20 protein-coding genes are annotated in these 26,116 nt (G+C 71.4%); 15 read left to right on the plus strand and 5 right to left on the minus strand.

What is annotated here, in order from left to right; all coding sequences use genetic code 11:
* Window positions 1-122: 122 nt before the first annotated feature.
* From pcaDC to ACWIF2_RS17775, 3 genes are read left to right on the plus strand one after another with little or no spacing between them, the layout of a single operon-like run.
* Window positions 123-1,427, plus strand: a complete 1,305-nt coding sequence (gene pcaDC, locus ACWIF2_RS17765) for a bifunctional 3-oxoadipate enol-lactonase/4-carboxymuconolactone decarboxylase PcaDC (RefSeq protein ID WP_454361399.1) — start codon at window positions 123-125, stop codon at window positions 1,425-1,427.
* A gap of 34 nt (window positions 1,428-1,461) precedes the next feature.
* Complete coding sequence (locus tag ACWIF2_RS17770; protein ID WP_454361401.1) at window positions 1,462-2,097, plus strand: MBL fold metallo-hydrolase; 636 nt, start codon at window positions 1,462-1,464, stop codon at window positions 2,095-2,097.
* A gap of 43 nt (window positions 2,098-2,140) precedes the next feature.
* Window positions 2,141-2,920, plus strand: a complete 780-nt coding sequence (locus ACWIF2_RS17775; RefSeq protein WP_382486911.1) for an exodeoxyribonuclease III — start codon at window positions 2,141-2,143, stop codon at window positions 2,918-2,920.
* 49 nt (window positions 2,921-2,969) lie between these two features.
* Here the strand turns inward: ACWIF2_RS17775 and ACWIF2_RS17780 are convergent, their stop codons facing one another.
* On the minus strand, window positions 2,970-4,739 hold the full coding sequence (locus tag ACWIF2_RS17780) for an SGNH/GDSL hydrolase family protein (protein ID WP_454361403.1): 1,770 nt from the start codon (window positions 4,737-4,739) through the stop codon (window positions 2,970-2,972).
* A gap of 219 nt (window positions 4,740-4,958) precedes the next feature.
* Here ACWIF2_RS17780 and ACWIF2_RS17785 point away from each other — a divergent pair, with 219 nt between their 5' ends.
* On the plus strand, window positions 4,959-5,366 hold the full coding sequence (locus ACWIF2_RS17785; RefSeq protein WP_184588678.1) for a DUF6278 family protein: 408 nt from the start codon (window positions 4,959-4,961) through the stop codon (window positions 5,364-5,366).
* 140 nt (window positions 5,367-5,506) lie between these two features.
* Window positions 5,507-6,250, plus strand: a complete 744-nt coding sequence (locus tag ACWIF2_RS17790; protein ID WP_454361404.1) for an amino acid ABC transporter ATP-binding protein — start codon at window positions 5,507-5,509, stop codon at window positions 6,248-6,250.
* A gap of 224 nt (window positions 6,251-6,474) precedes the next feature.
* Here ACWIF2_RS17790 and ACWIF2_RS17795 read toward each other — a convergent pair whose 3' ends face one another.
* Together ACWIF2_RS17795 and ACWIF2_RS17800 are read right to left on the minus strand one after the other, a co-directional pair.
* On the minus strand, window positions 6,475-8,043 hold the full coding sequence (locus ACWIF2_RS17795) for a CocE/NonD family hydrolase (RefSeq protein WP_454361406.1): 1,569 nt from the start codon (window positions 8,041-8,043) through the stop codon (window positions 6,475-6,477).
* Between the two features lie 116 nt (window positions 8,044-8,159).
* Complete coding sequence (locus ACWIF2_RS17800; RefSeq protein WP_454361407.1) at window positions 8,160-8,918, minus strand: hypothetical protein; 759 nt, start codon at window positions 8,916-8,918, stop codon at window positions 8,160-8,162.
* Between the two features lie 104 nt (window positions 8,919-9,022).
* Here ACWIF2_RS17800 and ggt point away from each other — a divergent pair, with 104 nt between their 5' ends.
* Complete coding sequence (gene ggt, locus ACWIF2_RS17805) at window positions 9,023-10,828, plus strand: gamma-glutamyltransferase (protein WP_454361408.1); 1,806 nt, start codon at window positions 9,023-9,025, stop codon at window positions 10,826-10,828.
* A 50-nt stretch (window positions 10,829-10,878) separates the two neighbouring features.
* Here the strand turns inward: ggt and ACWIF2_RS17810 are convergent, their stop codons facing one another.
* Together ACWIF2_RS17810 and map are read right to left on the minus strand one after the other, a co-directional pair.
* Window positions 10,879-13,416, minus strand: coding sequence for an ATP-dependent Clp protease ATP-binding subunit (locus tag ACWIF2_RS17810; protein WP_454361409.1), 2,538 nt, complete (start codon window positions 13,414-13,416; stop codon window positions 10,879-10,881).
* A gap of 247 nt (window positions 13,417-13,663) precedes the next feature.
* Window positions 13,664-14,431, minus strand: coding sequence for a type I methionyl aminopeptidase (gene map, locus ACWIF2_RS17815; protein WP_454361410.1), 768 nt, complete (start codon window positions 14,429-14,431; stop codon window positions 13,664-13,666).
* A 32-nt stretch (window positions 14,432-14,463) separates the two neighbouring features.
* On the opposite strand from map, the gene ACWIF2_RS17820 reads away from it, so the two are divergent.
* The 9 genes from ACWIF2_RS17820 (at window position 14,464) to ACWIF2_RS17860 (ending at window position 26,101) form a co-directional block, all read left to right on the plus strand.
* Complete coding sequence (locus ACWIF2_RS17820; protein WP_454361411.1) at window positions 14,464-14,715, plus strand: helix-turn-helix domain-containing protein; 252 nt, start codon at window positions 14,464-14,466, stop codon at window positions 14,713-14,715.
* A 111-nt stretch (window positions 14,716-14,826) separates the two neighbouring features.
* Window positions 14,827-17,040 carry a hypothetical protein gene (locus ACWIF2_RS17825; protein WP_454361412.1) on the plus strand — a complete coding sequence of 738 codons (2,214 nt, stop codon included), beginning with the start codon at window positions 14,827-14,829 and terminating at the stop codon, window positions 17,038-17,040.
* A gap of 170 nt (window positions 17,041-17,210) precedes the next feature.
* The gene (locus ACWIF2_RS17830) at window positions 17,211-18,053 is read left to right on the plus strand and encodes a nitrilase-related carbon-nitrogen hydrolase (protein WP_454361413.1); all 843 of its coding nucleotides are present in this window, start codon (window positions 17,211-17,213) and stop codon (window positions 18,051-18,053) included.
* Complete coding sequence (locus tag ACWIF2_RS17835) at window positions 18,050-19,336, plus strand: aspartate aminotransferase family protein (RefSeq protein WP_454361414.1); 1,287 nt, start codon at window positions 18,050-18,052, stop codon at window positions 19,334-19,336. Before ACWIF2_RS17830 ends, ACWIF2_RS17835 begins: the two co-directional genes overlap by 4 nt.
* A 27-nt stretch (window positions 19,337-19,363) precedes the next feature.
* Window positions 19,364-20,929: a PucR family transcriptional regulator gene (locus ACWIF2_RS17840; RefSeq protein ID WP_454361415.1), complete on the plus strand. Its 1,566-nt coding sequence runs from the start codon at window positions 19,364-19,366 to the stop codon at window positions 20,927-20,929.
* 155 nt (window positions 20,930-21,084) lie between these two features.
* Complete coding sequence (locus ACWIF2_RS17845) at window positions 21,085-21,927, plus strand: nitrilase-related carbon-nitrogen hydrolase (protein ID WP_454361416.1); 843 nt, start codon at window positions 21,085-21,087, stop codon at window positions 21,925-21,927.
* A gap of 73 nt (window positions 21,928-22,000) precedes the next feature.
* Window positions 22,001-23,401, plus strand: coding sequence for a dihydropyrimidinase (hydA, locus tag ACWIF2_RS17850; RefSeq protein ID WP_454361417.1), 1,401 nt, complete (start codon window positions 22,001-22,003; stop codon window positions 23,399-23,401).
* Between the two features lie 11 nt (window positions 23,402-23,412).
* A complete protein-coding gene (locus tag ACWIF2_RS17855; RefSeq protein ID WP_454361418.1) occupies window positions 23,413-24,435 on the plus strand; it encodes a TIGR03842 family LLM class F420-dependent oxidoreductase in 1,023 nt (340 codons plus the stop codon).
* Between the two features lie 139 nt (window positions 24,436-24,574).
* Window positions 24,575-26,101, plus strand: a complete 1,527-nt coding sequence (locus ACWIF2_RS17860; RefSeq protein WP_454361419.1) for an NCS1 family nucleobase:cation symporter-1 — start codon at window positions 24,575-24,577, stop codon at window positions 26,099-26,101.
* The last annotated feature ends 15 nt before the right edge of the window (window positions 26,102-26,116 follow it).

The raw sequence follows: 26,116 nt of genomic DNA on the forward strand, positions 1-26,116 counted from the left end.
GAGCGGTGGTGCGTGAAGCCGGATGTCGAAGATCTTCGCGGAGCCACCACAAAGTGGGATGGCTTGCACGGGGTTGCGCCCCAGGTACGTGAGAAATCGTGAGATGTGGGAGCGTGAGTCGGGTGAGTGAGAGTACGACCAACACCCTTCAATACCGCTTTGACGGGCCAGAAGACGCGCCCGTCCTGATCCTGGGCCCGTCCCTCGGCACCACCTGGCACATGTGGGACCGCCAGATCCCCGAGTTGATCAAGCACTGGCGTGTCTTCCGGTTCGACCTGCCGGGGCACGGCGGCGCTCCCGCGTACCCGGCGGGCTCGGTCAACGACCTCACCACACGGCTGCTGACCACGCTCGAAGGCCTCGGCGTGCAGCGCTTCGGCTACGCGGGCTGCGCGCTCGGCGGTGCGGTCGGCATCGAACTGGCGCTGCGCCACCCCGAGCGGCTCGCCTCCCTGGCGCTGATCGCGGCCTCGCCCCGCTTCGGCACGGCCGACGAGTTCCGTCAGAGAGGCGTGATCGTCCGCACGAACGGCCTCGACCCCATCGCCCGCACCTCGCCCGAGCGCTGGTTCACCGGCGGGTTCGCCGCCGCGCAGCCCGCGATCACCGAGTGGGCCGTGCAGATGGTGCGCACCACCGACCCCGGCTGCTACATCGCCGCCTGCGAGGCGCTCGCCTCGTTCGACGTCCGGGCCGAACTGGCCCGCGTCGGCGTGCCCACCCTGGTGCTCGTCGGCTCGGACGACCAGGTCACCGGCCCCGCCGAGGCCCGCACCCTGGTCGCCGGCATCCCGGACGCCCGCCTCGCCGTCGTCCCCGGCGCCTCCCACCTGGTGCCGGTGGAGCAGCCCGCCGCGGTCACCGACCTCCTGGTGCGGCACTTCTCCACCGCCTGGCAGCCGGCCTTCGACACCTCCACGGGCCATACGGCCCTGCCCGCGGCCGCCGTCAAGCCGGCCCTGTCCCCGGTCCCGCCGCAGACCCTCCAGACCGGGCCCGTCGCCGAGATCGCCCCGGTGGCGGCGCCTTCGGCGCAGGGGCGGCCCGACCCCTACGACGCCGGGATCAAGGTCCGCCGCGAGGTGCTGGGCGACGCGCACGTCGACCGGGCGCTGGCGCAGGCCGACGATTTCTCCGGGGACTTCCAGGAGTTCATCACCCGCTACGCCTGGGGCGAGATCTGGGACCGCCCCGGCCTCGACCGGCGCACCCGCAGCTGCGTCACCCTCACCGCCCTGGTCGCCGGCGGCCACCTGGACGAGCTGGCCTTCCACATCCGGGCCGCCCTGCGCAACGGCCTCACCCCGGGCGAGATCAAGGAAGTGCTGCTCCAGGCGGCCGTCTACTGCGGCGTACCGGCCGCGAACAGCGCGTTCAAGGTCGCCCAGCAGGTCATCCGCGAGGAGACCACGCCCCAGGAGTGAGGGCCCGGGAGAGCCCGGGAGGCAGGATGGAGTCATGAAGCTCACGAAGATGTCGCACGCCTGCGTCCGCCTCGAGAAGGACGGCCGGACCCTCGTCCTCGACCCCGGCGGGTTCAGCGAGGAGGACGCCGCGCTCGGCGCGGACGCGATCCTCGTCACCCACGAGCACCCCGACCACTTCGACGAGTTCCGGCTGCGCGCCGCGATGGAGAGCAATCCGGCCGCGCGGATCTGGACCCTCAGGTCCGTCGCCGAGACGATCTCCTCGGCGTTCCCGGGCCGTGTGCACACCGTCGGCCACGGCGACACGTTCACGGCCGCCGGCTTCGACGTCCAGGTCCACGGCGAACTCCACGCGGTGATCCACCCGGACATCCCGCGCATCACCAACGTCGGCTATCTCGTCGACGGCGGCAAGGTCTTCCACCCCGGTGACGCCCTCACGGTCCCCGACCACCCGGTGGAGACCCTGATGCTCCCGGTCATGGCCCCGTGGAGCAAGATCTCCGAGGTCATCGACTACGTCCGGGAGCTCGGCCCGCAGCGTGCCTACGACATTCACGACGCCTACCTCACCGACCTCGCCCGCCCGATCTACGACCACCAGATCGGCGGCCTGGGCGGGGCCGAGCACCTGCGGCTCACCCCCGGGGCGTCGGCCGACCTCTGAGGCCCGGACGGCGTTGTCAGACCCTCCGGGTAGGTTGTGGGACATGCGCATCGCGACCTGGAACGTGAACTCGATCACCGCCCGCCTGCCGAGGCTCCTGGCCTGGCTGGAGAGCAGCGGCACGGACGTGCTGTGCCTCCAGGAGGCCAAGGTCGGCGAGGAGCAGTTCCCCGCTGAGCAGCTGCGCGAGCTGGGCTACGAGTCGGCGGTCCACGCGACCGGCCGGTGGAACGGCGTGGCGGTGCTCTCCCGCGTCGGCATCGAGGACGTCGTCAAGGGCCTGCCCGGCGACCCTGGGTTCGACGGCTCGGTGGAGCCCCGCGCCATCTCGGCGACCTGCGGCCCGCTCCGCGTCTGGTCGGTCTACGTGCCGAACGGCCGCGAGGTGGACCACCCGCACTACGCCTACAAGCTCCAGTGGTTCGAGGCCCTCAAGGCCGCCGTCGCGGGCGACGCGGCCGGCAGCCGCCCCTTCGCGGTGATGGGCGACTACAACGTGGCGCCGACGGACGACGACGTCTACGACCGTGCGGCCTTCGAGGGCGCCACCCATGTCACCCCCGCCGAGCGCGCCGCCCTCGCATCCCTGCGCGAGGCGGGCCTGTCCGACGTGGTCCCGCGGCCCCTGAAGTACGAGCACCCGTTCACGTACTGGGACTACCGCCAGCTCTGCTTCCCGAAGAACCGCGGCATGCGCATCGACCTGGTGTACGCCAACGCGCCGTTCACCCAGGCGGTCAAGGACGCCTACGTGGACCGCGAGGAGCGCAAGGGCAAGGGCGCGTCGGACCACGCCCCGGTCGTGGTCGACCTGGACGTGTAGCCCACAGCGGCCGCGAACCCACCGCTCACAGCGGCCGCGAACGCACCGCTCACAGCAGCCGCAGGTCCACCGACTCCGCCAGCGCCGCCAGCCCCGCATCCCCGGGATGCAGGTGGTCGCCGCTGTCGTACACGGGCAGGATCCGCGCGGGGTCGGCCGGGTCGCGTACGACGGCGTCGAAGTCGAGCACCCCGTCGAAGACGCCCCCCTCGCGGATCCACTCGTTCACCTCGACCCGCTCGGCGTCGACGGCCGCCGTGCACCGTGTCTCGCCCTCGCACGGCAGGATCGTCGCCGCGAGCATCCTGAGCCCCCGGGCCCGCCCGCGCTCCGCCAGCTCCCGCAGCCCCGCGATCACCTGCTCCGCCGAGGTGCCCCAGCGCACGTCGTTGACGCCCTCGAAGACGATCGCCGTACGGGCCGACGGCTGGGCGAGGACGTCCCGGTCGAACCGGTGCAGGGCACTCACCCCGGCCGTGTCCGTGGACACCCCGTCGCCGGGATACCGGTCGGTGACCACCCGGTTGCCCGAGACGCCCTGGTTCAGCACCCCGTAGCGCGGCACGGCGCTCTGCCGCAGCAGCCGGCCGGCCAGCACGTTCGGCCACCGCCGGTTCGCGTCCACCGTGGACTTGTCGCCGTCGGTGATCGAGTCACCGAGCAGCACCAGGGACCCGGGTCCGCCGCCCACGTCGACCCCGGCGAGCAGCGGCCAGCTGGTGATCACCGAGGTGTAAGCGACGGCGGTACCGTCCGCCGAGTGGTCGCCGGGCTCGCTGACGTACGACCGCTGCTGCGCGAGCCGGTGCAGGGGCGCTGCCGGCACCGGGCCGGGCAGATGGAAGCTGACCAGCAGATCGGCGTCGGCCGGCACCGCGAAGCCCAGCGGATCGCTGTACGCCTGGGCGCCGGCCGGGATCTCCACGTTTTCCTCACCACCGAAGGACAGCGGCACCGGCGTCCCGCGTGCCGCCGCGCCCGAGGCCCGCACGGCGACCGTCGCGCCGCCGATCCGTACCGGAGTCGCCGCGAAGGTGTTGTCGAATCGCATCCGCACCCGGGTGCCGCCCGCCGAGGTGTGCACCACCAGCCGCAGCGTCCGGTCCGTCCAGGGCCCCACGGCGGCGTAGCCGCCCGTCGCCGTCGTCCAGCTGCCGGTCCAGCCCTGTGTGGCGGTCCGCACCGACAGCGCGAAGACATGCAGCCCGGCGGCGCGCGGCAGCCGGACCGAGGCGAGCTCGCGCCCCGGCGTCAGCGGCACCGTCACGACGTACAGGCGGGCCTGCTCGGCGAGTTGCCCGCCGGGCGTGTTGATGTGCGGCAGTGCCACGGCCTTCGTGGCGAGCGGCCCGGTGCGCCAGTCGGGCGCGGCCAGCCGGTATCCGGAGCGGGTGCCGTTCGCGTACACGATCGTGCCCGGGCCGCCCGCCTCCGTGCCGGCGGTGCCCGCCACCAGGAAGGCGAGGGCGTCGCCGCGCCCCGTGACGCGGACGTCCTGACCGGCGGCACGGACGTTGTCGGGCTCGCCCGGCTGCCGCCGCGGCCAGGTCAGCCGGGCTCCCTGGACGGTCAGGGTGCGCCCGGGTGCCCAGCCCGCGGCCGTGAGGTCCCGCGCCGACAGAGAGGCGCCGGCGCCGTCGAAGTCGGCCGCCGCGGGCCGGCTGTCGTCGCTGACGGCGATGTTGTCGAACAGCCGCTCAAGCGGCACCGGCGCGGCCCGTCCCTCCTCGACCGCCTGCGCCGGCACCGCCGGCGCCGCCGACAACAAGGACCCGCACAGGGTCAGGACGACCAGGACCCCCCGGACACATCGGCGCACGGCCGACTCCTCCCGCTCATCGACACACGACGCGACAACACCAAACGCAGGGACGGAACAGAAGACACCACGAACGCCGAGACGCAAGACGCACGGTGAAGCTAGGGAGACAACAGGGACTCGTCAACGCGCCATGCGCGAACTCGGCGTGAACTCGACCGTCATCGACGGCCCGCGCGCCTGTGGTGCGTACGGCGGTACGAATGACACGCTGGACGTATGAACATCCCTTTCCTGGGCAACCGGCGCCAGAAGGTCGGGTTCCCCGACCCCGCGGGCATCGCGGATCTGCTCGCCGAGTGCGAACTGCTCCGCTCCCAGGCGTCCCGGGCGGGGGTCCGGCTGGACGACTCGGCGGCCTCGCTCGAGGCGCTGGACCAGCTGCTGCCGCGCTGGCGGGACGACGAGGAGACCCTGGCCTGGCTCGGCAACGACGCGGGTCTCTATCTGGGCACCGTCATCGTGCGCACCGTGCCGGGAGCCGCCTGGGAGATCAGGTCCGACGGGCAGCCCGTCGTGCGGCTCACGTCCGGCAGGGAGTTCGACGTCGTGGACTCCGGGCACGAGTGGGCCGCGTACGGCGTGCCCGAGCTGTCGCAGCTCTACGCGGAAGTCGCGGAGGCGTGAGGCCCATGAGCGTACCCTTTGAGCCAAAGTGCGATGTAAATACGGCTAATGATCGAAAAGTGCGTGTCGCCCGACAAGTCCGATCTTGCCTGGATACGTTGCGGCAACCACCACACAGCTGAGAGTGAGTAGGGCTGAGTATGGCCGTAGATCCGCTGATCGAGCTGCGTGACGTCAACAAGCACTTCGGTGAGCTGCATGTCCTGCGGGACATCAACCTCACCGTCGGCAGGGGGGAGGTGGTCGTGGTCATCGGCCCCTCGGGGTCGGGAAAGTCGACACTGTGCCGGGCGATCAACCGGCTGGAGACCATCGAGTCGGGGTCGATCGTCCTCGACGGCCAGCCGCTGCCCGAGGAGGGCAAGCCCCTGGCCCGGCTGCGCGCCGACGTCGGCATGGTCTTTCAGGCGTTCAACCTCTTCGCCCACAAGACCGTCCTGCAGAACCTCTCCCTGGGGCAGGTCAAGGTGCGCGGGCGCAAGAAGGAGGACGCCGACAAGCGCTCCCGGGAACTCCTCGACCGGGTCGGCGTGGCCGACCAGGCGGACAAGTACCCGGCGCAGCTCTCCGGCGGTCAGCAGCAGCGCGTGGCCATCGCCCGTGCCCTGGCCATGGAACCCAAGGCGATGCTCTTCGACGAGCCGACCTCGGCCCTCGACCCGGAGATGATCAACGAGGTGCTGGAGGTCATGAAGCAACTGGCCCGCGACGGCATGACCATGATCGTCGTCACGCACGAGATGGGCTTCGCCCGCTCGGCCGCCAACCGTGTCGTCTTCATGTCCGACGGCGGAATCGTCGAGGACCGCACCCCCGACGAGTTCTTCACCAACCCCGCCAGCGACCGCGCCAAGGACTTCCTCTCCAAGATCCTCAAGCACTGAACGGGCAGGCACCGGACGGCTCATCGGATCGGACCTCGACTACGATGTGCCCTTCATCCCTGTCGGAGAGGGGGACTTCGCCGAAGCCCGCCGATCCCGCCGGGGGGTGAACAGACCGCCGGCCCGGTCCGCGGGGCGTTCCCGCCGGGTGCGGCCCCCACGGCCCTTGTGGCCACGGGGGCGGCGGTTCACATCGGCCAGGCCCGTCCGGCGGCAGCCGGAGATCACTGCTCGCGCAGCGGGACCGACACGTACGACGGGTCGTTCGCAGGCGAGGAGAAGGTCAGCTGCGCGCCGGACGGGTTGTGCTCGATGTAGAGCGGGTCGACCGTGTCGACGACCAGGGCGAGGCGATGCCCCGCCGGGACGTCGTAGGCCGTGGAGTACAGCTCCAGGTCGACGCCGAACGGCTTTCCGGGGGTGCGCCCGTGGAAGGTGTACGGCGCGTTGGAGACCAGCTTGCCGAGGCCGAGCGGCCCCACGTCGTAGAGATAGGCGACGAGGGTGCCGCTCTCCTTGGTCGGGGTGAGGGTCGTGTGCAACTTCGCGGTGCCGCGCACCTGTTGGGCCGTGGCGTACTTCTCCGATTGCCAGACGGCGGCCCAGCGGCGGGGGAGCAGCGGGATCGAGGCCATCGGGGGCAGCTGGGCCACCTGGTCGAGGATGCTGGACAGGAAGACGACTCCGCCGTCCGCTCCCGAGTTCACGTTCGCGCGGATCGTGGTCGTGCCCCCGAGGGCGATCTTCCGTTCGGTCGCGGCGACCGACTTCCAGTCCGGGTAGCCCTCGTAGCCGCCCGAGGAACGGGACTTGAGCTGGACGGGCTGCTCACGGTCGATGCCGTTGTCCTCGCCCCTGAGGTAGTGGTCGAGCCAGCGCGTGGTGTCCTTCCACACGTCGTTGGGCAGCCCGAACAGGCCGGTCATCTCGGCCGTCGCGTGGTCTCCCGGCCGCATCTCCAGCCGCTTCGGGCCGGTCAGCTTCTCGTAGAAGTCGGCGTACTGGTTGGGCGGGAAGACCGAGTCGCCCCAGGCGTTGGCGAGCATGATCGCCGCGCCGTTCTTGTTGATCTGGTCGACATAGCTAGCAGCGGAACGTTTCTTCCCCCAGGCGATCAGCTCCGGCTCCTTCGCCAGGTTGGAGGCGTAGAAGTCGTTGAACGTCTGCCGGAGTTCGGGGCTCTGCCGGCCCGTGACGATGCTCGCGCCGTCCAGCAGGGCGGCGGCCTGGAGGTGCTGGGTGCGCCCGGCGTAGATCGAGCCGATCAGGTCCGCCCAGCCGCTCAGCGAGGCGACCGCCTTGACGCGCTTGTCCTGTGCGGCGGTGAGCAGGCTGATACCGGCGCCGTAGGAGACGCCCGCCATGCCGATGTGCCCGGCGTCCGAGGGGGTGTTCGCGATCGCCCAGTCGATGACCTTCGACGCGTCGGCGATGTCGGGTGGGCCCGCGACTTCTATCTCGCCGCCCGACTGCCAGAAGCCGCGCACGTTGTACGTGACCACGACGTACCCGGAGTCGGCGAGTTTCTGCGCCTGGGCCAGATACTCGATCTGGGGCAGACCCCAGCTCGTGGGCATGACGAGCAGCGGGTAGCGGTGTCTGCCGTCGGATCCGGCCGGGGTGACGACGTTGGCCTTGAGGACGGTGCCGCCGTCGCCGGTGATGTCGACGAAGCGGACGGGGTTCGGCGCCGCCTGCGCGGTGGGGGCGAGTCCGAGGGCTGTGCCGGCGACCAGGGTCGCCGAGACGGCGCCTACGGCGGTGGTGCGCAGGGCCTTGCGGTGGGATCCCACGGGTCACTCCTCACTCGTGTAAGTGCAAAGTGACCAGACGGTAACCTCGGCCCCTTACCAGTGGTAACCCGTCGGTAAGTTACGTGCCAGTAACGATTGTTGAGAGGTGGAGGACTTCAGGGGGCCCGGTGGCTGTTGCGTGGATTCGCGGCGGCGGGGAGCGGCGTCTGCGCCGCCCGGGTCACGTCCTCCACGAGTTCGACGACGTCCGGCCCGTACGCCTGCGAGTTGATCACCTTCAGCAGCAGCGCGAAGGAGCTGTTGCCGTACTTGCGGGCCAGTTTCTCGTGATTGCGGGCGAGGTAACGGGTGGTGGCCTGGTTGGTGATCGAGGTCTGGCCGCAGAAGAGATAGACGGGCCGGGTGTTCTGGCTGCGCTCGGCGGTCAGCCGGGCGAGCAGCGCGTACTCCTCCTTGCCGTTGTCCACGCGGTAGCGCTCGGAGCCGATCTGGAACGACCCCCGGTCCGGCCCCGGTTCGGAGTCCATGTTCACCCGCACCCCGGGGAGCAGGGAGGACAGATGGGCCGCCATACGGCGGTTGGAGGCAGGGCCGCCGACACAGAACTCCGTCCGCTCGCCGAAGCCCTGACGTGCCGTGTCGTGCGGCAATATCTGGGCATGGGCGTTGCAGTCCTTGATCAGCGCGGCGAGTTCCAGGAGCGCGAACACGTCGTAGCGCATCACGGCGAACTCGGGTCCCCCGGCGCCCCGGTTCACCACCAGCAGCGATTCGGAGTTGTCGGGCAGCCCGAAGAAGGTCTGCTTCCGGCGGAGCCTGCGCTTCCACAGGTAGGTGCGGGCCACCCAGCCCAGCCCGGCGCTGATACCCGCCGCGACCACACCCAGAACGATGTTGCGCACGTCGTCATTCATGGGCGCGCATGGTAGCGGGCCCGACGCACCGGTGTTCGACGCCTGCCTGACGCGACCATGGCCATGAATTAAGCTGCGCGGACGGCCTTTGACTGGAGGTGCGGATGCGTCGCCCTGTCGCACGGAATCTGACGGTCCTGGCGGTTTCGGCCGCCGTGGTGATGTCGGTGGGGGCGACGGCGCCACCCGCCGCGCAGACCACCGGCAGTGAGAAAACCCCCCTGGCCGTCGGCTACGGCGGCGCGGTCTCCAGCGTCGACCCGGACGCCTCGGCCGCCGGGATCGAGGTCCTGCGCAAGGGCGGCAACGCCGTCGACGCTGCCGTCGCCACGGCCGCCGCGCTCGGCGTCACCGAGCCCTACTCCGCCGGCATCGGCGGGGGCGGCTACTTCGTCTACTACGACGCCAAGTCCCGTACGGTGCGCACCATCGACGGCCGCGAGACCGCTCCGCTGTCCGCCGACAAGAACCTGTTCACCGAGAACGGCAAGCCCATCCCGTTCGCCGAAGCCGTCAGCAGCGGCCTGAGCGTCGGCACGCCCGGCACGCCCGCCACCTGGCAGACGGCACTGGACCAGTGGGGCAGCAAGCGGCTCGCGAGCGTCCTGAAGCCGGCCGAGCGGCTGGCGCGCGACGGTTTCACGGTCGACGAGACCTTCCGCTCGCAGACGGCGTCCAACGAGACCCGCTTCCGCTACTTCCCGGACACCGCCGAGCTGTTCCTGCCGGGCGGCCGGCTCCCCGTGGTCGGCTCCACCTTCAAGAACCCCGACCTCGCCCGCACCTACGCGGAGCTGGGGAGCAAGGGTGTCGGCGCGCTCTACCGCGGCGGCCTCGGCCGGGAGATCGTCGACACCGTCAACAAGCCGCCCGTCGACCCGGCCTCCGGCTGGAACGCCCGGTCCGGCGACCTGTCGGCGAAGGACCTGGCCGCCTACCGCACCAAGCTCCAGGCACCCACCAGGACCTCCTACCGCGGCCTCGGCGTCTACTCCATGGCGCCGTCGTCCTCCGGCGGTACGACGGTCGGTGAGGCGCTCAACATCCTGGAGCGGACCGACCTGTCGAAGGCGAGCAAGGCGAAGTACCTGCACCGCTTCATCGAGGCGAGCCGGATCGCGTTCGCGGACCGGGGGCGGTGGGTGGGCGACCCCGCCTTCGAGGACGTGCCGACGAAGGAGCTGTTGTCGCAGCGGTTCGCCGACTCCCGCGAGTGCCTGATCAAGGACGACGCGGTGCTCACGAGTCCCGTGGCGCCGGGCGATCCGCGCAACCCCGCGCGCTGTGGCTCGGCCGGCAAGGCCGCTCCGACGACGTACGAGGGCGACAGCACCACGCACCTGACGGCGGCCGACAAGTGGGGGAACGTCGTCGCCTACACGCTCACCATCGAGCAGACAGGCGGCAGCGGGATCACCGTGCCGGGGCGGGGATTCATCCTCAACAACGAGCTGACGGACTTCTCCTTCACGCCGGCGAACCCCGCCGTGCACGACCCGAATCTGCCGGGGCCGGGGAAGCGGCCGCGGTCTTCCATCTCGCCGACGATCGTGCTCGACCGGCACGACAAGCCCGTGGTGGCGCTGGGGTCGCCGGGTGGGGCGACGATCATCACAACCGTCCTGCAGACGCTGACCGGGTTTGTCGACCGGGGGTTGCCGCTGGTCGATGCGATCGCGGCCCCTCGGGCCAGTCAGCGGAATGCCGCGCAGACCGAGCTGGAGCCGGGGTTGTACGACAACGCCGAGTTGAGGAAGCAACTCGAGGCGATCGGGCATTCCTTCAAGGTCAACCCTGAGATCGGTGCGGCTACGGGTGTTCAGCGGCTGCCGGGTGGGAAGTGGCTGGCAGCCGCTGAGACCGTACGGCGGGGTGGGGGATCGGCGATGGTGGTGCGGCCTGTGCGCTGAGTTGCCGGATGCGGGTGCGTGGGGGCTGGTCGCGCAGTTCCCCGCGCCCCTTAAGAGGGCGTTTCCGAACCCTGTGTCTTGAAGGCCAAGTGGCCGTCCTCCACATCCACCGTCACCCGGCCGTTCTCCTCCACCCGGCCGTCCAGCAAGAGCCGGGACAGTTCGTTGTCCACCTCGCGCTGGATCGTGCGGCGCAACGGGCGGGCGCCGTACTCCGGCTGGTAGCCGTGGTCGGCCAGCCACTCCACCGCACGGTCGGTGAAGGTCACCGTGATGCCCTTGTCCCGGACGAGGGAACGGGTGCGGTCCAGCAGGAGGTTGGTGATCCGGCGCAGCTCTTCCGTGGTGAGCTGGCGGAAGACGACGATCTCGTCGATGCGGTTGAGGAACTCGGGGCGGAAGTGCTCGCGCAGCGGGCGCAGGATCTGCTCGCGGCGGGCCTCCTCGTCCGCGTCGGCGCCGCCCGCCGCGAAGCCCGTCGTGGCGCCCCGGCGGGTGATCGCCTCGGAGCCGAGGTTGCTCGTCATCACGATGACCGTGTTGGTGAAGTCCACCGTGCGGCCCTGGGAGTCGGTCAGCCGACCGTCGTCGAGGACCTGGAGCAGGATGTTGAAGACGTCCGGGTGCGCCTTCTCCACCTCGTCGAGGAGGAGCAGCGAGTACGGGTGGCGGCGGACGACCTCGGTGAGCTGGCCGGCCTCCTCGTGGCCGACGTAACCGGGCGGGGCGCCGATCAGGCGGCTGACGGTGTGCCGCTCCTGGTACTCGCTCATGTCGAGGCGGACCATGCGGTCCTCGCTGCCGAACAGCGCCTCGGCGAGCGCCCGGGCCAGTTCGGTCTTGCCGACCCCGGTCGGGCCGAGGAAGAGGAAGCTGCCGATCGGCCGGTCCGGGCTGGCCAGACCGGCCCGGGAGCGCAGCACCGCGTCGGAGACGACCCGCACGGCCTCGTCCTGGCCGACCACGCGCTGGTGCAGATGCTCCTCCAGGCCCAGCAGCCGGTCCTTCTCCTCCTGGGTGAGGCTGCTGACCGGGATGCCGGTCTGGCGGGACACCACCTCGGCGATCGACTCGGCCTCGACGACGAGGTCCTGACCCTCGTCGATCTCGCTGTCGCCGCCGGCCTGGGCGATCCGCTGCTTCACGTCCAGGATCCGGTCGCGCAACTGGGTGGCCTGCTCGTACTGCTCGTCCGCGACCGCCTGGTCCTTGTCCAGGGTCAGCTGCTCCAGCTCCCGCTCCAGGGCCCGTACGTCCGTGCCCTTGGTCCGGGCCCGCAGCCGCACCCGGGCACCGGCCTGGTCGATCAGGTCGATGGCCTTGTCCGGCAGGCGGCGGTCGGTGAGATAGCGGTCCGACAGTTCCACGGCCGCGACCAGCGCCTCGTCGGTGTAGCGGACCTGGTGGTGGGCCTCGTAGCGGTCCCGCAGGCCGCGCAGGATCTCGATCGTGTCCGCGGCGGTCGGCTCCGGGACCATGATCGGCTGGAAGCGGCGGGCCAGCGCCGCGTCCTTCTCGATCCGGCGGTACTCCTCCAGCGTGGTGGCGCCCACGATGTGCAGCTCGCCGCGAGCGAGGGCCGGCTTGAGGATGTTGCCGGCGTCCAGCGAACTGCCGTCGCCGCCACCGGAACCGGCGCCCACGACCGTGTGCAGCTCGTCGATGAAGATGATCAACTGCTCGGAGTGGGCGCGGATCTCACTGACGATGTTGTTCATCCGCTCCTCGAAGTCACCCCGGTAGCGGGTGCCCGCGACGACGCCCGTCAGGTCCAGGGCGACCACGCGGCGTCCGATCAGTATGTCGGGCACGTCCCCCTCGGAGATGCGCTGCGCCAGCCCCTCCACGACGGCCGTCTTGCCGACGCCCGCGTCACCGATCAGCACCGGGTTGTTCTTGCCGCGGCGGGAGAGGACCTCGACGGTCTGCTCGATCTCCTGGTCCCGGCCGATCACCGGGTCGATACGCCCCTGCCGGGCCAGTTCGGTGAGGTCGCGGCCGTACTTGTCGAGGGTCGGTGTGTTCGTCACCCGCGGCCGCTCGGCCTGCGGGACCTCCGGCGCCTCGGGCGGCTGGGAGGGCGCGAAGCGGGCCGCGTTCAGGATGTGCCCGGCGGCCGAGTCGGGGTTCGAGGCCAGGGCGCTCAGCACGTGCTCGGGGCCGATGTAGCCGTAGCCCCGGGCCCGGGCCATGTCGTGCGCGTCCAGCAGGGCCCGCTTGGCGGCCGGGGTGAGGGACAGTGCGGTCGGCGGCGGCGCGTCCTCCGGGCCGTGCTGGGCCGGGCCCGACCGGTCGTCGATCTGCGACGCCAGCGAGTCGGGATTGGCCCCGGCCTTGCTCAGCAGGGTCCGGGTGGGCTCGGTGGCGAGCGCCGCCCGCAGCAGATGCTCCGTGTCGAGGTCCCGGCTGCCGTGCTCGGCGGCGTACTGGGCGGCGCCGCGGACGAGCTCCCGGGCCGGCTGGCTGAGCAGCCGTCCGAGGTCGATCTGCCGGGGACCGGGACGCGGTCCGCCGAAGAAGCGTGCGAGGAATTCTCCGAAGGGGTCCGAGCCGTAGCCGCCCTCCGGGCTGGTGAAGCCGCTGCTCATGGGCCTTCCGTTCCCGGCGTCCCCGGCGCCCGCGCGGGGGGACGCCCTCGCTGGTCGACGTGCCGGGGTCGGGTAACCCGGGTGGCAGCCGGTTACACCTGGGGCGCGCTCGTAGAACACCTTCGCACGATCGTCGGCAGCGGGCACCTTCGGGACATTCCGGGGGATTCGGACCGGCCGGTGCGGGTCCCGGTGGGGGTCCCGGTGCGGGTCCCGGTGCGGGGCCTGGTGTGGGTCCTGGTGTGGGTCAGCGTGCCGTCAGGATCCTCGGTCCGGAATCCGTGATCGCCACCGTGTGCTCCGCGTGAGCCGCGCGGGAGCCGTCGTTCGTCTTCAGGGTCCAGCCGTCGGGTGCCGCGTGGTAGGCGTCCGTGCCGCCGCCGATGACCATGGGCTCGATCGCCAGCACCATGCCGTGCCGCAGGCGCATGCCCCGTCCCGGCTGGCCCTCGTTCGGCACCCCGGGGTCCTCGTGCATACGGCGGCCGATGCCGTGGCCGCCGAAGCCGTCCGGGATGCCGTAGCCGGCGCCGCGGCACACCCTGCCGATCGCGTGGGCGATGTCGCCGATGCGGTTGCCCACGACGGCCGCCCTGATGCCCGCGGCGAGGGCCCGCTCGGCGGTCTCGACCAGGCGCGGATCCCCCTCGCGCGGGGTGCCGACGACGAAGCTGAGGGCCGAGTCGCCGACCCAGCCGCCCAGTTCGGCGCCGAAGTCCAGGGACACGAGGTCGCCGTCGCGCAGGCGGTAGGGGCCCGGGATGCCGTGCACGATCGCGTCGTTCACCGAGGCGCAGAGGACGGCGGGGAAGGGGGTCGGGGCGAAGGAGGGCCGGTACCCCAGGAACGGCGAGGTCGCGCCCGCCTCGCGCAGCACGTCGTGCGCCACCTCGTCCAGTTCCAGCAGGGAGACGCCCACGGTGGCGGCCTTGCGTGCGGCCGTCAGGGCGCGGGCGACGACCTGGCCCGCCTCGTGCATGGCATCGATCGATGTGTCGGTCTTGAGTTCCACCATGCCAATTACTATACCGGTATTAGAATGGGGGCATGGTGCGCACCCCTCTCACCCCCGAAGAGCGCGAACGCGGCGAGCGGCTGGGCCGGCTGCTGCGTGAGGCGCGTGGCGACCGGAGCATGACGGAGATCGCCGCGGACGCGGGCATCTCCGCCGAGACCCTCCGGAAGATCGAGACCGGTCGGGCCCCCACCCCGGCCTTCTTCACGGTGGCCGCACTGGCCGGCGTGCTCGGGCTGTCCATGGACGAAGTGGCGGAGCGGTGTGCGCCTGCACCGGTCTGACGTCCTGGCGCTGAGGCCCCCGCGTCGCGCGCGAAAACTCCCCGTAGCACTCCTGTAACACGTCTGGTGTTGCCTACTGGGCGGAGCGCTCCGTCTGGCGGGAGTTGAGCGATGGCAGCGGATCAACTCCCGGGCAGGGTCCGGGAGTTCGCGAACTACCTGGACGGTCTGCTGGCACGCCTTGACCCGTCCGGCGGCTGGTGCGCGGTGTTCTGGCAGCGCGACCCGGAGGGCATGCGGGCCTGCCTCGACGGGCATGAGATGCCGCCCTGGGACGTGGTGGAGGCGCTGCTGCAGGATCTCGCCGGGCAGTACGGCCCCGGGGGCGCGGGGCCGGAGACGGAACGCGCCCGGTCTCTGCACGCTGCCGCGCTCGCCGCGTACGATGCCCGGCCGGGCGGCCGCGACGCCCTCGGCGACCGGCTCGACGTCATGCTCCGCGAGCAGCGATACGCCGCCGAGCGCCAGGCGGACCTGACCCGCCTCCTCGCCTCCGCCCCCACCCGCGAACACGCCGACACCCTCCGCCTCGACCTCGCCTGGGCCCACGACGACCACGAACGCGCGACGGCCCGCTGCGCGGAGCTGCGCGAGCGGATGGCCCACCTGGACGGCCGCGAGCGCGGCGAACCCGCCTTCTTCGGGGGGCGGGGCGTCCGGGGCGGGAGAAGCGAGGACGTGCCGGGGGCCTTCGGCAGCGGGGGCGGGGTCGGGGCCGCAGGTGTGCGTGAGGGCGAGGCCGGGGGGCGTGCCGCGGGTGGGCGCGGCGAGGAGGCGCCAGGGGCTGCCGGGGCTGTCTCCGGCGGCGCGGCTCCGGCGGATGCTCCGCGCGGCGGCGCCGGCCCGGGCAGCCCGGGTGATGTGTTCGGCGGCGCGAGGCCGACGGAAGGCGTACCCGGGTTCGGGGCCGGTGCGGCTGCGGACGGAGCCCGTGCGTCCGGTGGCGGTCCGGCCGAGGGCGGACTTCGTGGGTTCGATGGCGGTGCGGCCCAGGGTGGTGCCCGTGGGTCGGGCGGCGGTGCGGCCCAGGGTGGTGTTCGTGGATCGGGCGGTGGTGCGGCGGAGGGTGGTTTTCGTGCGTTCGGTGGCGGTGCGGCCGACGGCGGTGTCCGTGGATCGGGCGGCGGTGCGGCCCAGGGTGGTGTTCGTGGATCGGGCGGTGGTGTGGCGGAGGGTGGTTTCCGCGCGTTCGGCGGTGATGCGGCCGAGGGTGGTTCTCGCGCGTACGGCGGCGACGTAGCCGATGGCGGTGTCCGTGCCTACGGCGACGGAAGGCCGGCGGCCGGGGCGTCTCCCCGGGCTCAGCGTGCCCCGGGCGGCCCGGGCGGACCGGGCGGACCGGGCGGACCGTACGACCCCGGGACGCCCACCACGCCCACCACGCCCACTACGCCTGCCACACCGTGGCACACCACCCCCCAGCCGGCGTCCGGCGCAGCCGGTGGTGCCGGTCGGTACGACACCCGGCATGCGGCGGCCGGCCCGGAGCCGGAGCGTGATGCCCAGGAGCATCCGGCGGGCCGGGCCGTTCCCCCGGAAGACGGTGGAACCCCCGGCACGCGTCCAGTCGCCGAGCAGCCCGCCCCCAAGCAGCGCAAACGCCGGCGCGGCAGTGCCCGCTTCGCCGGGATGGACGAGGAGGAGGCCGCGCCCGTCGTCGTGCCGCCCGCTGCCGTGCCGGCGCTTCCCGAACCCGCCCCCGCCACCGGCCGCACCCGGCGCGGTGCCCGCTTCGCCGGGGCCGCCGAAGAAGCCGAGGTCCGGCACGTGGAGCCGCAGGGCGAGACAGGCGGCGCGACAGACCAGGCGGAGGTCGTGCGGACCGTCGAGACGCTGGCGCGGCTGCGTGCCGAGGGACGCAGCGGGGAGGCGCACGCGCTGCTGGTCGAGCTGACCTCCTCGGCCCCCGCCCGGTTCCCGTTGCTCGCGGGCGAGCTGGAGCGGGCCGGTCTGGGCGCGGACTGGCAGACCCTGCTGTGGGAGGCCGCCTCGCTGCCCGCGGGGCGGCTGGTCGCCGCGGCGGACGCACTGGGCGCGGCCGGACGCGCGGGCGACGGGCAGCAGATCCTGCGGCAGGGCGTCGCCCGGCCCCCGGCCGAGGTCGGCGAGGCCGTCCTCGCACTGGCCGCCGAGGGCCGTCACCGCGAGGTGCGCGCGCTGCTGGACGCGTACGTCAGGGCCCGCACCCCCGAGGAGGCCGCCCGCAGCGCCGCGCCTGATCCGCAGCGCCTCGTACCGCTCCTGATTCAGGCCGCCCAGGGCGTGTCGGACGAGCGCCGCTGGGATCTCGTGCACGCGCTCCGGGTCGCCGGGTTCGCCGCCTGACCGGCGACGCCGTGCCCCGGGCGACTCACCCACAGGAGTGCGAATCGCGCTCAGCCCAGCGGGTTGGGGACGATGGTCTTGGCAAGCCCGTGCCGGAGGCTTACGTTCGTGGCTCTACGGCCCGTTTCTACGGGCGTAGAGACGCAGACGTCGCGTCGAAGGAGCAGCTCATGGCCAACGTCGTACGTGCCGCTCTGGTCCAGGCCACCTGGACCGGCGACACCGAGTCCATGGTGGCGAAACACGAGGAGCACGCCCGCGAGGCGGCTCGCCAGGGCGCGAAGATCATCGGCTTCCAGGAAGTCTTCAACAGCCCCTACTTCTGTCAGGTCCAGGAGCCGGAGCACTACCGCTGGGCCGAGCCGGTCCCGGACGGGCCGACCGTGCGGCGCATGCGAGCACTCGCACGCGAGACCGGCATGGTGATCGTCGTGCCGGTGTTCGAGGTCGAGCAGTCCGGCTTCTACTACAACACCGCCGCCGTGATCGACTCCGACGGCAGCTACCTCGGCAAGTACCGCAAGCACCACATCCCGCAGGTCAAGGGCTTCTGGGAGAAGTACTACTTCAAACCCGGCAACCTCGGCTGGCCCGTCTTCGACACCGCCGTCGGCAAGGTCGGCGTCTACATCTGCTACGACCGCCACTTCCCGGAGGGCTGGCGCGAGCTCGGCCTGAAGGGCGCCCAGCTGGTCTACAACCCGTCCGCCACCCACCGGGGCCTGTCGTCCCACCTGTGGCGGCTGGAGCAGCCCGCCGCGGCCGTCGCCAACGAGTACTTCGTCGCCGCGATCAACCGCGTGGGCCAGGAGGAGTACGGGGACAACGACTTCTACGGGACGTCGTACTTCGTCGACCCGCGCGGGCAGTTCGTCGGCGATGTCGCCAGCGACAGCAAGGAGGAGCTCGTCGTCCGCGACCTGGACCTCGGCCTCGTCGAGGACGTGCGGCAGCAGTGGGCCTTCTACCGCGACCGCCGCCCCGACGCCTACCAAGGGCTGGTGCGGCCGTGACCGACGACCTGCTGGGCCGCCACCGGACCGTGCTCCCCGACTGGCTCGCCCTCTACTACGAGGAGCCCATCGAGATCACCCACGGCGAGGGCCGTCACGTCTGGGACGCCCACGGCAACCGGTATCTCGACTTCTTCGGCGGCATCCTCACCACGATGACCGCCCACGCGCTGCCCGAGATCACCAAGGCGGTGAGCGAGCAGTCCGCGCGGATCATCCACTCCTCGACCCTGTACCTCAACCGGCCGATGATCGAACTCGCCGAGCGCATCGCCCAGTTGAGCGGCATCCCGGACGCCCGCGTCTTCTTCACCACCTCCGGCACCGAGGCCAACGACACCGCCCTGTTGCTGGCCACGACGTACCGGCGCAGCAACACGATCCTTGCGATGCGCAACAGCTACCACGGCCGCTCCTTCAGCTCCGTCGGCATCACCGGCAACAGCGGCTGGTCCCCGACCTCGCTGTCCCCGCTGCAGACGCTGTACGTCCACGGCGGCGTGCGCACCCGCGGCCCCTACGCGGCCCTGAGCGACGCCGAGTTCATCGCGGCCTGCGTCGAGGACCTGCAGGACCTGCTCGGCCACACCCGCCCGCCGGCCGCGCTGATCGCCGAACCCATCCAGGGTGTCGGCGGCTTCACCTCACCGCCGGACGGGCTGTACGCCGCCTTCCGCGAGGTGCTGAACGAGCGCGGCATCCTCTGGATCGCCGACGAGGTGCAGACCGGCTGGGGCCGCACCGGCGAGCACTTCTGGGGCTGGCAGGCCCACGGGCGCAACGGGCCGCCGGACATCATGACCTTCGCCAAGGGCATCGGCAACGGCATGTCCATCGGCGGAGTCGTCGCCCGCTCCGAGATCATGAACTGCCTGGACTCCAACAGCATCTCCACGTTCGGCGGCACCCAGATCACCATGGCGGCGGGCCTCGCCAACCTCAACTACCTGGTGGAACACGACCTCCAGGGCAACTCCCGGCGGGTCGGCGGCCTGCTCATCGAGCGGCTGCGGTCCGCCGCCGCGCAGGTGCCGGCCGTACGGGAGGTCCGCGGGCGCGGGCTGATGATCGGCATCGAGGTGACCAAGCCCGGCACCGACGAAGCCGACCCGCAGGCCACCGCGGCCGTCCTGGAGGCGGCCCGCGAGGGCGGCCTGCTGCTCGGCAAGGGCGGCGGCCACAACACCAGCTGTCTGCGCGTCGCCCCGCCGCTGTCCCTCAACGTCGCGGAGGCCGAGGAGGGCGCCGCGATCCTCGAGAACGCTCTGAGGAGCATCCGGTAGCAGCGCACTGACGCAAGGGAAGTCGCCATGGCCACCACCCCGGGCACCTGGGAACCCGCCCTGTCGGTCCGGCAGGTCCTCACCCTGGAGCGGGTGCTCGCCGGGGAGCCGGAGGTGGTGGCCGGAGCGAGCCATCTGGACCGGCCGGTGCGCTGGGTGCACGTCGCCGAGGCCGCCGACGTCGGTGTGATGCTCAGCGGCGGCGAGATGGTCCTCACCACCGGCGTGCTGCTCGCCGGTGACGAGGACAAGCAGGCCGAGTACGTCCGGTCGCTGCACCGCGCGGAGGCCGCCGCCGTCGTCCTCGGACTCGGGCGCGCCTTCCCCGCCGCCCCGGACGTGATGCGCCGGGCGGCCGAGCGGTGCGGGCTGCCGATGGTCGTCCTGCACCGGCCCTTCCCCTTCGCCGAGCTGACCGAGGAGGTCCAGTCGCGGCTCGTGCGGCGCAAGTTCGCCGCCGTCAGCCTCTCCGAGGCCGTCCGCACCGAACTCACCGCCCTCATCACCGCGGGCGCCCCGCTGCAACGCCTGCTGGACGAGATCGCCCGGCACAGCTTCTGCCCCGTCGTTGTCACCAACCTCGCCCACCGCGTCCTCGGCACGGCGGGGGAGCGGCCGGCGGTGGACGACGTCCTGCGCGACTGGGAACGCATCGCCCGCCAGGCCGGCGGAACCGAGGGCGACGGCTGGATCCGGGCCGAACTGGGCGGACGCGGGGAGCGCTGGGGCCGCATCGTGCTGTGCGGCTACCGCGGCGACACCGCCACCGGACGGCTGCTGGCCGACCGTGCGGCCGAGGCCCTCGTCCTGCACCGCATGCTCGGCGGCAGCGCGGCCTGCTCGTGGGAGGAGCAGTCCGCGCAGGGTCTGCTGACCGACCTGGTCAGTGGTGTCGTACCGGCACGGCAACTGCTGCCCCGGGCCCGCGCCGCCGGACTGCCCGTCAACCGGCGGACCTTCGTGCCGCTGGTCGTCCGCGACGGCGACACCGGCCGGCTCGACCGGCTGCTGCGGCTGCTGGGCCTGCCCGGACTGGTCGCCGAACTGGCCGACGGCGCCACCGCCGTACTCCTCAGCCTCGCCCGCGACCAGGACGCGGGCGCCCTCGCCGCGCACTTCGCGGCCCGGCTGCGGACCGAGTCAGGTTCGGCCCGCACGATCGTCGCCGCCGCCGACCCCCGGGCCGTCTGGGACGACGTCCCCGCGGGACTGCGCGAGGCCCAGCACGTGGCGGACGCGGTCGCCGACTCCACGGCGGCCCTCGACCTCCCGTCGGTCGTCCGCCTGAAGGACGTCCATCTGCGCGGTCTGGTCCGTCTCCTGCGGGACGATCCGCAGGTGCAGTCCTTCGCGGAGCGCGAGCTGGACGGGCTGCTCTGCGAGGCCGACGAGGATCTGCTGTCCGTCCTGCGCACCTACCTCGCCACCGGCCGCAACAAGTCCCGCACGGCCCAGCTCCACCACGTCTCCCGGCCGGCCCTCTACCGCCGCCTGGAGGCCATACAGGGCCGCCTCGGGGTGGACCTCGACGACTTCGAGCAGGCCGCCTCCGTGCACATCGCACTCCTCGCGCACGACGCGCAACAGCAGTGAAACACGCGACCACCTGGGAAAACGGCGGTGAAACATGAACCCATGGCAGGGTGACACGGTGGCACGCCGCACGCCCCCAGACGTGACACGGTGCAACTCAAAGAGGACTTCGCGACTTCCTAGGCTCACGGCACACCGAGCGACCGGAGGTCCCGATGAGCAGAGTGATCCGTGCCGCCGTCTTCCAGACCGCCTGGACGGGCGACAAGGAATCGATGATCCAGGTCCACGAGCAGGCGGCCCGCGACGCCGCCGCGCAGGGTGCTCAAGTCCTTTGCTTCCAGGAGCTGTTCTACGGACCGTATTTCTGCCAGGTCCAGGACCCGGCCTTCTACGAGTACGCCGAGCAGATCCCCGAGGGCCCCATCGTCCGGCGCTTCCAGGCACTCGCGAAGGAACTCGGCATCGTCCTGGTGCTGCCGATGTACGAGGAGGAGCAGCCCGGAGTCCTCTACAACACCGCGGCCGTGATCGACGCGGACGGCTCCTACCTCGGCAAGTACCGCAAGACCCACATCCCCCAGGTGCGCGGCTTCTGGGAGAAGTTCTACTTCCGCCCCGGCAACACCGGCTGGCCGGTCTTCGAGACGGCCGTGGGCAAGGTCGGCGTCTACATCTGCTACGACCGCCACTTCCCGGAGGGCTGGCGGGCACTCGGCCTCGCCGGCGCGGAGATCGTCTTCAACCCCTCGGCCACCTCGCGCGGCCTGTCGGCCTATCTCTGGCAGCTGGAACAGCCGGCGGCGGCCGTCGCCAACGAGTACTTCATCGGCGCGATCAACCGGGTCGGCGTCGAGGAGTACGGCGACAACGACTTCTACGGCACGTCGTACTTCGTGGACCCGGAGGCCCAGTTCGTCGGCGAGGTCGCGAGCGACAAGGAGCCCGAACTGGTCGTCCGCGACCTGGACATGGCCAAACTCCGCGAGGTCCGCGACCGCTGGCAGTTCTACAGGGACCGCGCACCGGGCGCGTACGGCCCGCTGACAGCACCGTAAGGAACCTAGGGGCGCGGGGAACTGCGCGACCAGCCACGAACAACCGTCACGTGCACACCGCGAGGAGCGACCGATGAGCCGTACAGTCATTCGCGGCGGCCTAGTAGTCACCGCATCCGACGAGATCCACGCCGACGTCCTGATCGAGGACGGCCGCATCGCCGCCCTCGCAGCCACGGGCACACCCGCAGCCCAGGCCTTCACAGCAGAGCGCACGATCGACGCCACCGGAAAGTACGTCATCCCCGGCGGTGTCGACGCCCACACCCACATGGAGCTGCCCTTCGGCGGCACCTTCGCCTCCGACACCTTCGAGACCGGCACCCGCGCCGCCGCCTGGGGCGGCACGACGACCATCGTCGACTTCGCCGTACAGAGCGTCGGGCACAGCCTCCGCGAGGGCCTGGACGCCTGGCACGCCAAGGCCGACGGCAACTGCGCCATCGACTACGGCTTCCACATGATCGTCTCCGACGTCAACGAGCACACGCTCAAGGAGATGGACCACCTGGTCGAGGAGGGCGTCACCTCCTTCAAGCAGTTCATGGCCTACCCGGGCGTCTTCTACAGCGACGACGGCCAGATCCTGCGCGCCATGCAGCGCTCCGCCGACAACGGCGGCCTGATCATGATGCACGCCGAGAACGGCATCGCGATCGACGTCCTGGTCGAACAGGCGCTGGCCCGTGGCGAGACCGACCCGCGCTACCACGGCGAGGTCCGCAAGGCCCTGCTGGAGGCCGAGGCCACCCACCGGGCCATCAAGCTCGCGCAGGTGGCCGGTGCGCCCCTGTACGTCGTGCACGTCTCGGCGACGGAGGCGGTCGCCGAGCTGGCCCGCGCCCGGGACGAGGGGCTGCCCGTCTTCGGCGAGACCTGCCCGCAGTATCTGTTCCTGTCCACGGACAACCTCGCCGAGCCGGACTTCGAGGGCGCCAAGTACGTGTGCAGCACCCCGCTCAGGCCCCGGGAGCACCAGGCCGCGCTGTGGCGGGGCCTGCGCACGAACGACCTCCAGGTCGTCTCCACCGACCACTGCCCCTTCTGCTTCGTGGGCCAGAAGGAACTCGGCCGCGGCGACTTCTCCAAGATCCCCAACGGCCTCCCGGGCGTCGAGAACCGTATGGACCTGCTCCACCAGGCGGTCCTCGACGGGCACATCTCCCGCCGCCGCTGGATCGAGATCGCCTGTGCCTCACCGGCCCGGATGTTCGGCATGTACCCGAAGAAGGGCACCATCGCACCGGGCGCCGACGCCGACGTCGTCATCTACGACCCGCACGCCGAGCAGGTCATGTCGGCCGAGACGCACCACATGAACGTCGACTACTCGGCGTACGAGGGCAAACGCACCACCGGCCGGGTCGAGACGGTCCTCTCGCGCGGCGAACTCGTCATCACCGAGCGGGAGTACACCGGACACGCCGGGCACGGCGTCTTCACCCCGCGTTCCACCTGTCAGTACCTCAACTAGGAGTGGTGCGGATGGACTTCGGACTCGTCCTGCAGACCGACCCGCCGGCCTCGCGGGTGATCAGCCTGATGAAACGCGCGGAACGGAACGGCTTCTCGTACGGCTGGACCTTCGACTCCGCCGTGCTGTGGCAGGAACCGTTCGTGATCTACAGCCAGATCCTGGCCAACACGACGAAACTGAAGGTCGGGCCGATGGTGACCAACCCGGGCACCCGCACCTGGGAGGTCACCGCCTCCACCTTCGCCACCCTCAACGACATGTTCGGCAACCGCACGGTCTGCGGCATCGGCCGCGGCGACTCCGCGATGCGCGTGGCCGGCCGCAAGCCCAACACCCTGGCCCGGATCAGTGACGCCATGAAGGTCATCCGGGCCCTCGGCAGCGGCCGGGAGGCCGACCTCGGCGGCGGCACCGTCGTCCGCTTCCCCTGGATCAAGCCGGGCGCCGAACTGCCCGTATGGATGGCCGCGTACGGCCCGAAGGCCCTGAAGATGACCGGCGAGGAGGCGGACGGGTTCATCCTCCAGCTGGCCGACCTGTATCTCACCGAGTACATGGTCAAGGCCGTGAAGGACGCGGCCGTCGCCGCCGGCCGGGACCCCGACGCCGTGACCATCTGCGTGGCCGCCCCGGCCTATGTCACCGAGGACGACTCGCCCGAGGCGCTCGCCCACGCGCGGGAGCAGTGCCGGTGGTTCGGCGGCATGGTCGGCAACCACGTGGCCGACCTGGTGTCCAAGTACGGGGAGCACTCCGCCGCGGTGCCCGACGAACTCACCGACTACATCAAGGCGCGCCAGGGCTACGACTACTCCCACCACGGGCGCAGCGGCAACCCCGACACCCAGTTCGTGCCCGACGAGATCGTCGACCGGTTCTGCCTGATCGGCCCGGTCGAACGGCACATCGAGAAGCTGGACGCGCTGCGCGCCCTCGGCGTGGACCAGTTCGCCGTATACGACATGCACGACGCGCAGGAGGCCGTGATCGACGCGTACGGGACACGGGTCATCCCGGCCGTCAACTCCTGACGCACCCGCCCGGCACCACCCTTCGAACTCCCCCTTCCCGGCGGCCCGGGAAGGGGGCTAGGACGCTCCCGAGCGCACCCCCCCATCGGCGTCACCCGCATGGCCTTTCCCGTCCCACCTCCCCTGATTGGCCTGGCACATGACCGATACCGCTCCCACGGCCCCACCGCCGACCTCCCAAGTCACCCTCGCCGACGGCCGGGTGGAGATCGCCCCGGGCGCCCCCGCACCGACCGGTCCCTACGCCAACGAGGACCTGCTGCCGGTTCCCGTCGAGAAGCGCACCTGGACCACGTACAACTTCTCCGCGCTGTGGGTCGGCATGGCCCACAACACGGCCTCCTGGACCCTGGCCTCCGGGCTCATAGCCGTCGGCATGGACTGGAAGCAGGCGGTGCTCACCATCGCCCTGGCCAACGTCATCGTGCTGATACCGATGCTGCTCACCGGGCACGCCGGACCGAAGTACGGCATACCCTTCCCGGTCTTCGCCCGTGCCTCGTTCGGCATCCGCGGGGCCAACCTGCCCGCCGTCGTACGGGCGTTGGTGGCGTGCGGCTGGTTCGGCATCCAGACCTGGATCGGCGGCGAGGCGATCTACTTCCTGGCCGGCAAGCTCATCGGGAGCGGCTGGACGGACGCCTCGAAGGTCGGCGGCTACGCCTGGACCATGTGGCTGTCGTTCGCGATCTTCTGGGCGCTGCAGGTCGTCATCATCTACCGGGGCATGGAGACGATCCGCCGCTTCGAGAACTGGGCAGCGCCCTTCGTGCTCGTCGGCGCGTTCGTGATGCTGTGGTGGATGAGCGACAAGGCGGGCGGCTTCGGCCCGCTGTTCGACCAGCCCTCCAAGCTCGGCTGGGGCGCCGACTTCTGGAAGCTCTTCGCACCGGCCCTGATGGGCATGATCGGCTTCTGGTCCACGCTGTCGCTGAACATCCCCGACTTCACCCGCTACGGCAAGAGCCAGAAGGCGCAGACCCGGGGCCAGGCGCTCGGCCTGCCGACCACCATGACGCTCTTCGCCTTCCTGTCCGTGATGGTCACCTCGGGCTCGCAAGCTGTCTACGGCGAGGCGATCTGGGACCCGGTACAGCTCGCGGCCAAGACGGACAACACGGTGGGCCTGCTCTTCGCGCTGGTCACGGTCCTGGTGGCGACACTGTCCGTCAACGTCGCGGCCAACCTGGTCTCACCGGCCTTCGACTTCTCCAACATCGCGCCCCGCAGGATCAGTTTCCGGGCCGGCGCCCTCGCCACCTGCGTCCTCGGGGTGCTGATCTTCCCGTGGAAGCTGTACTCCGACCCGCAGGGCTACATCTTCACCTGGCTCGGCCTGGTCGGCGGACTGCTCGGCACGGTCGCGGGCATCCTCATCGCCGACTACTGGATCCTGCGCCGCGCCCGGCTGGACCTGGCCGACCTGTACCGCACGGGCGGCCGCTACTGGTACGAGGGCGGCTGGAACTGGCGGGCCGTCGTCGCCTTCGCGGCCGGCGGCATCCTCGCCGTCGGCGGCGCGAGCTTCAAACCGCTGATCGACGGCCGCCCGATCCCGGCGCTGGCCGACCTGGCCGACTACGGCTGGGCGGTGGGCCTGGGTACGTCGATGGTGCTGTACCTGGCGCTCATGGCACTGCGGGGCCGGCACCGCACCACGGTCTGACCCGGGAGGGTGCGC

The sequence above is a fragment of the Streptomyces sp. NPDC055506 genome, from assembly GCF_053643595.1.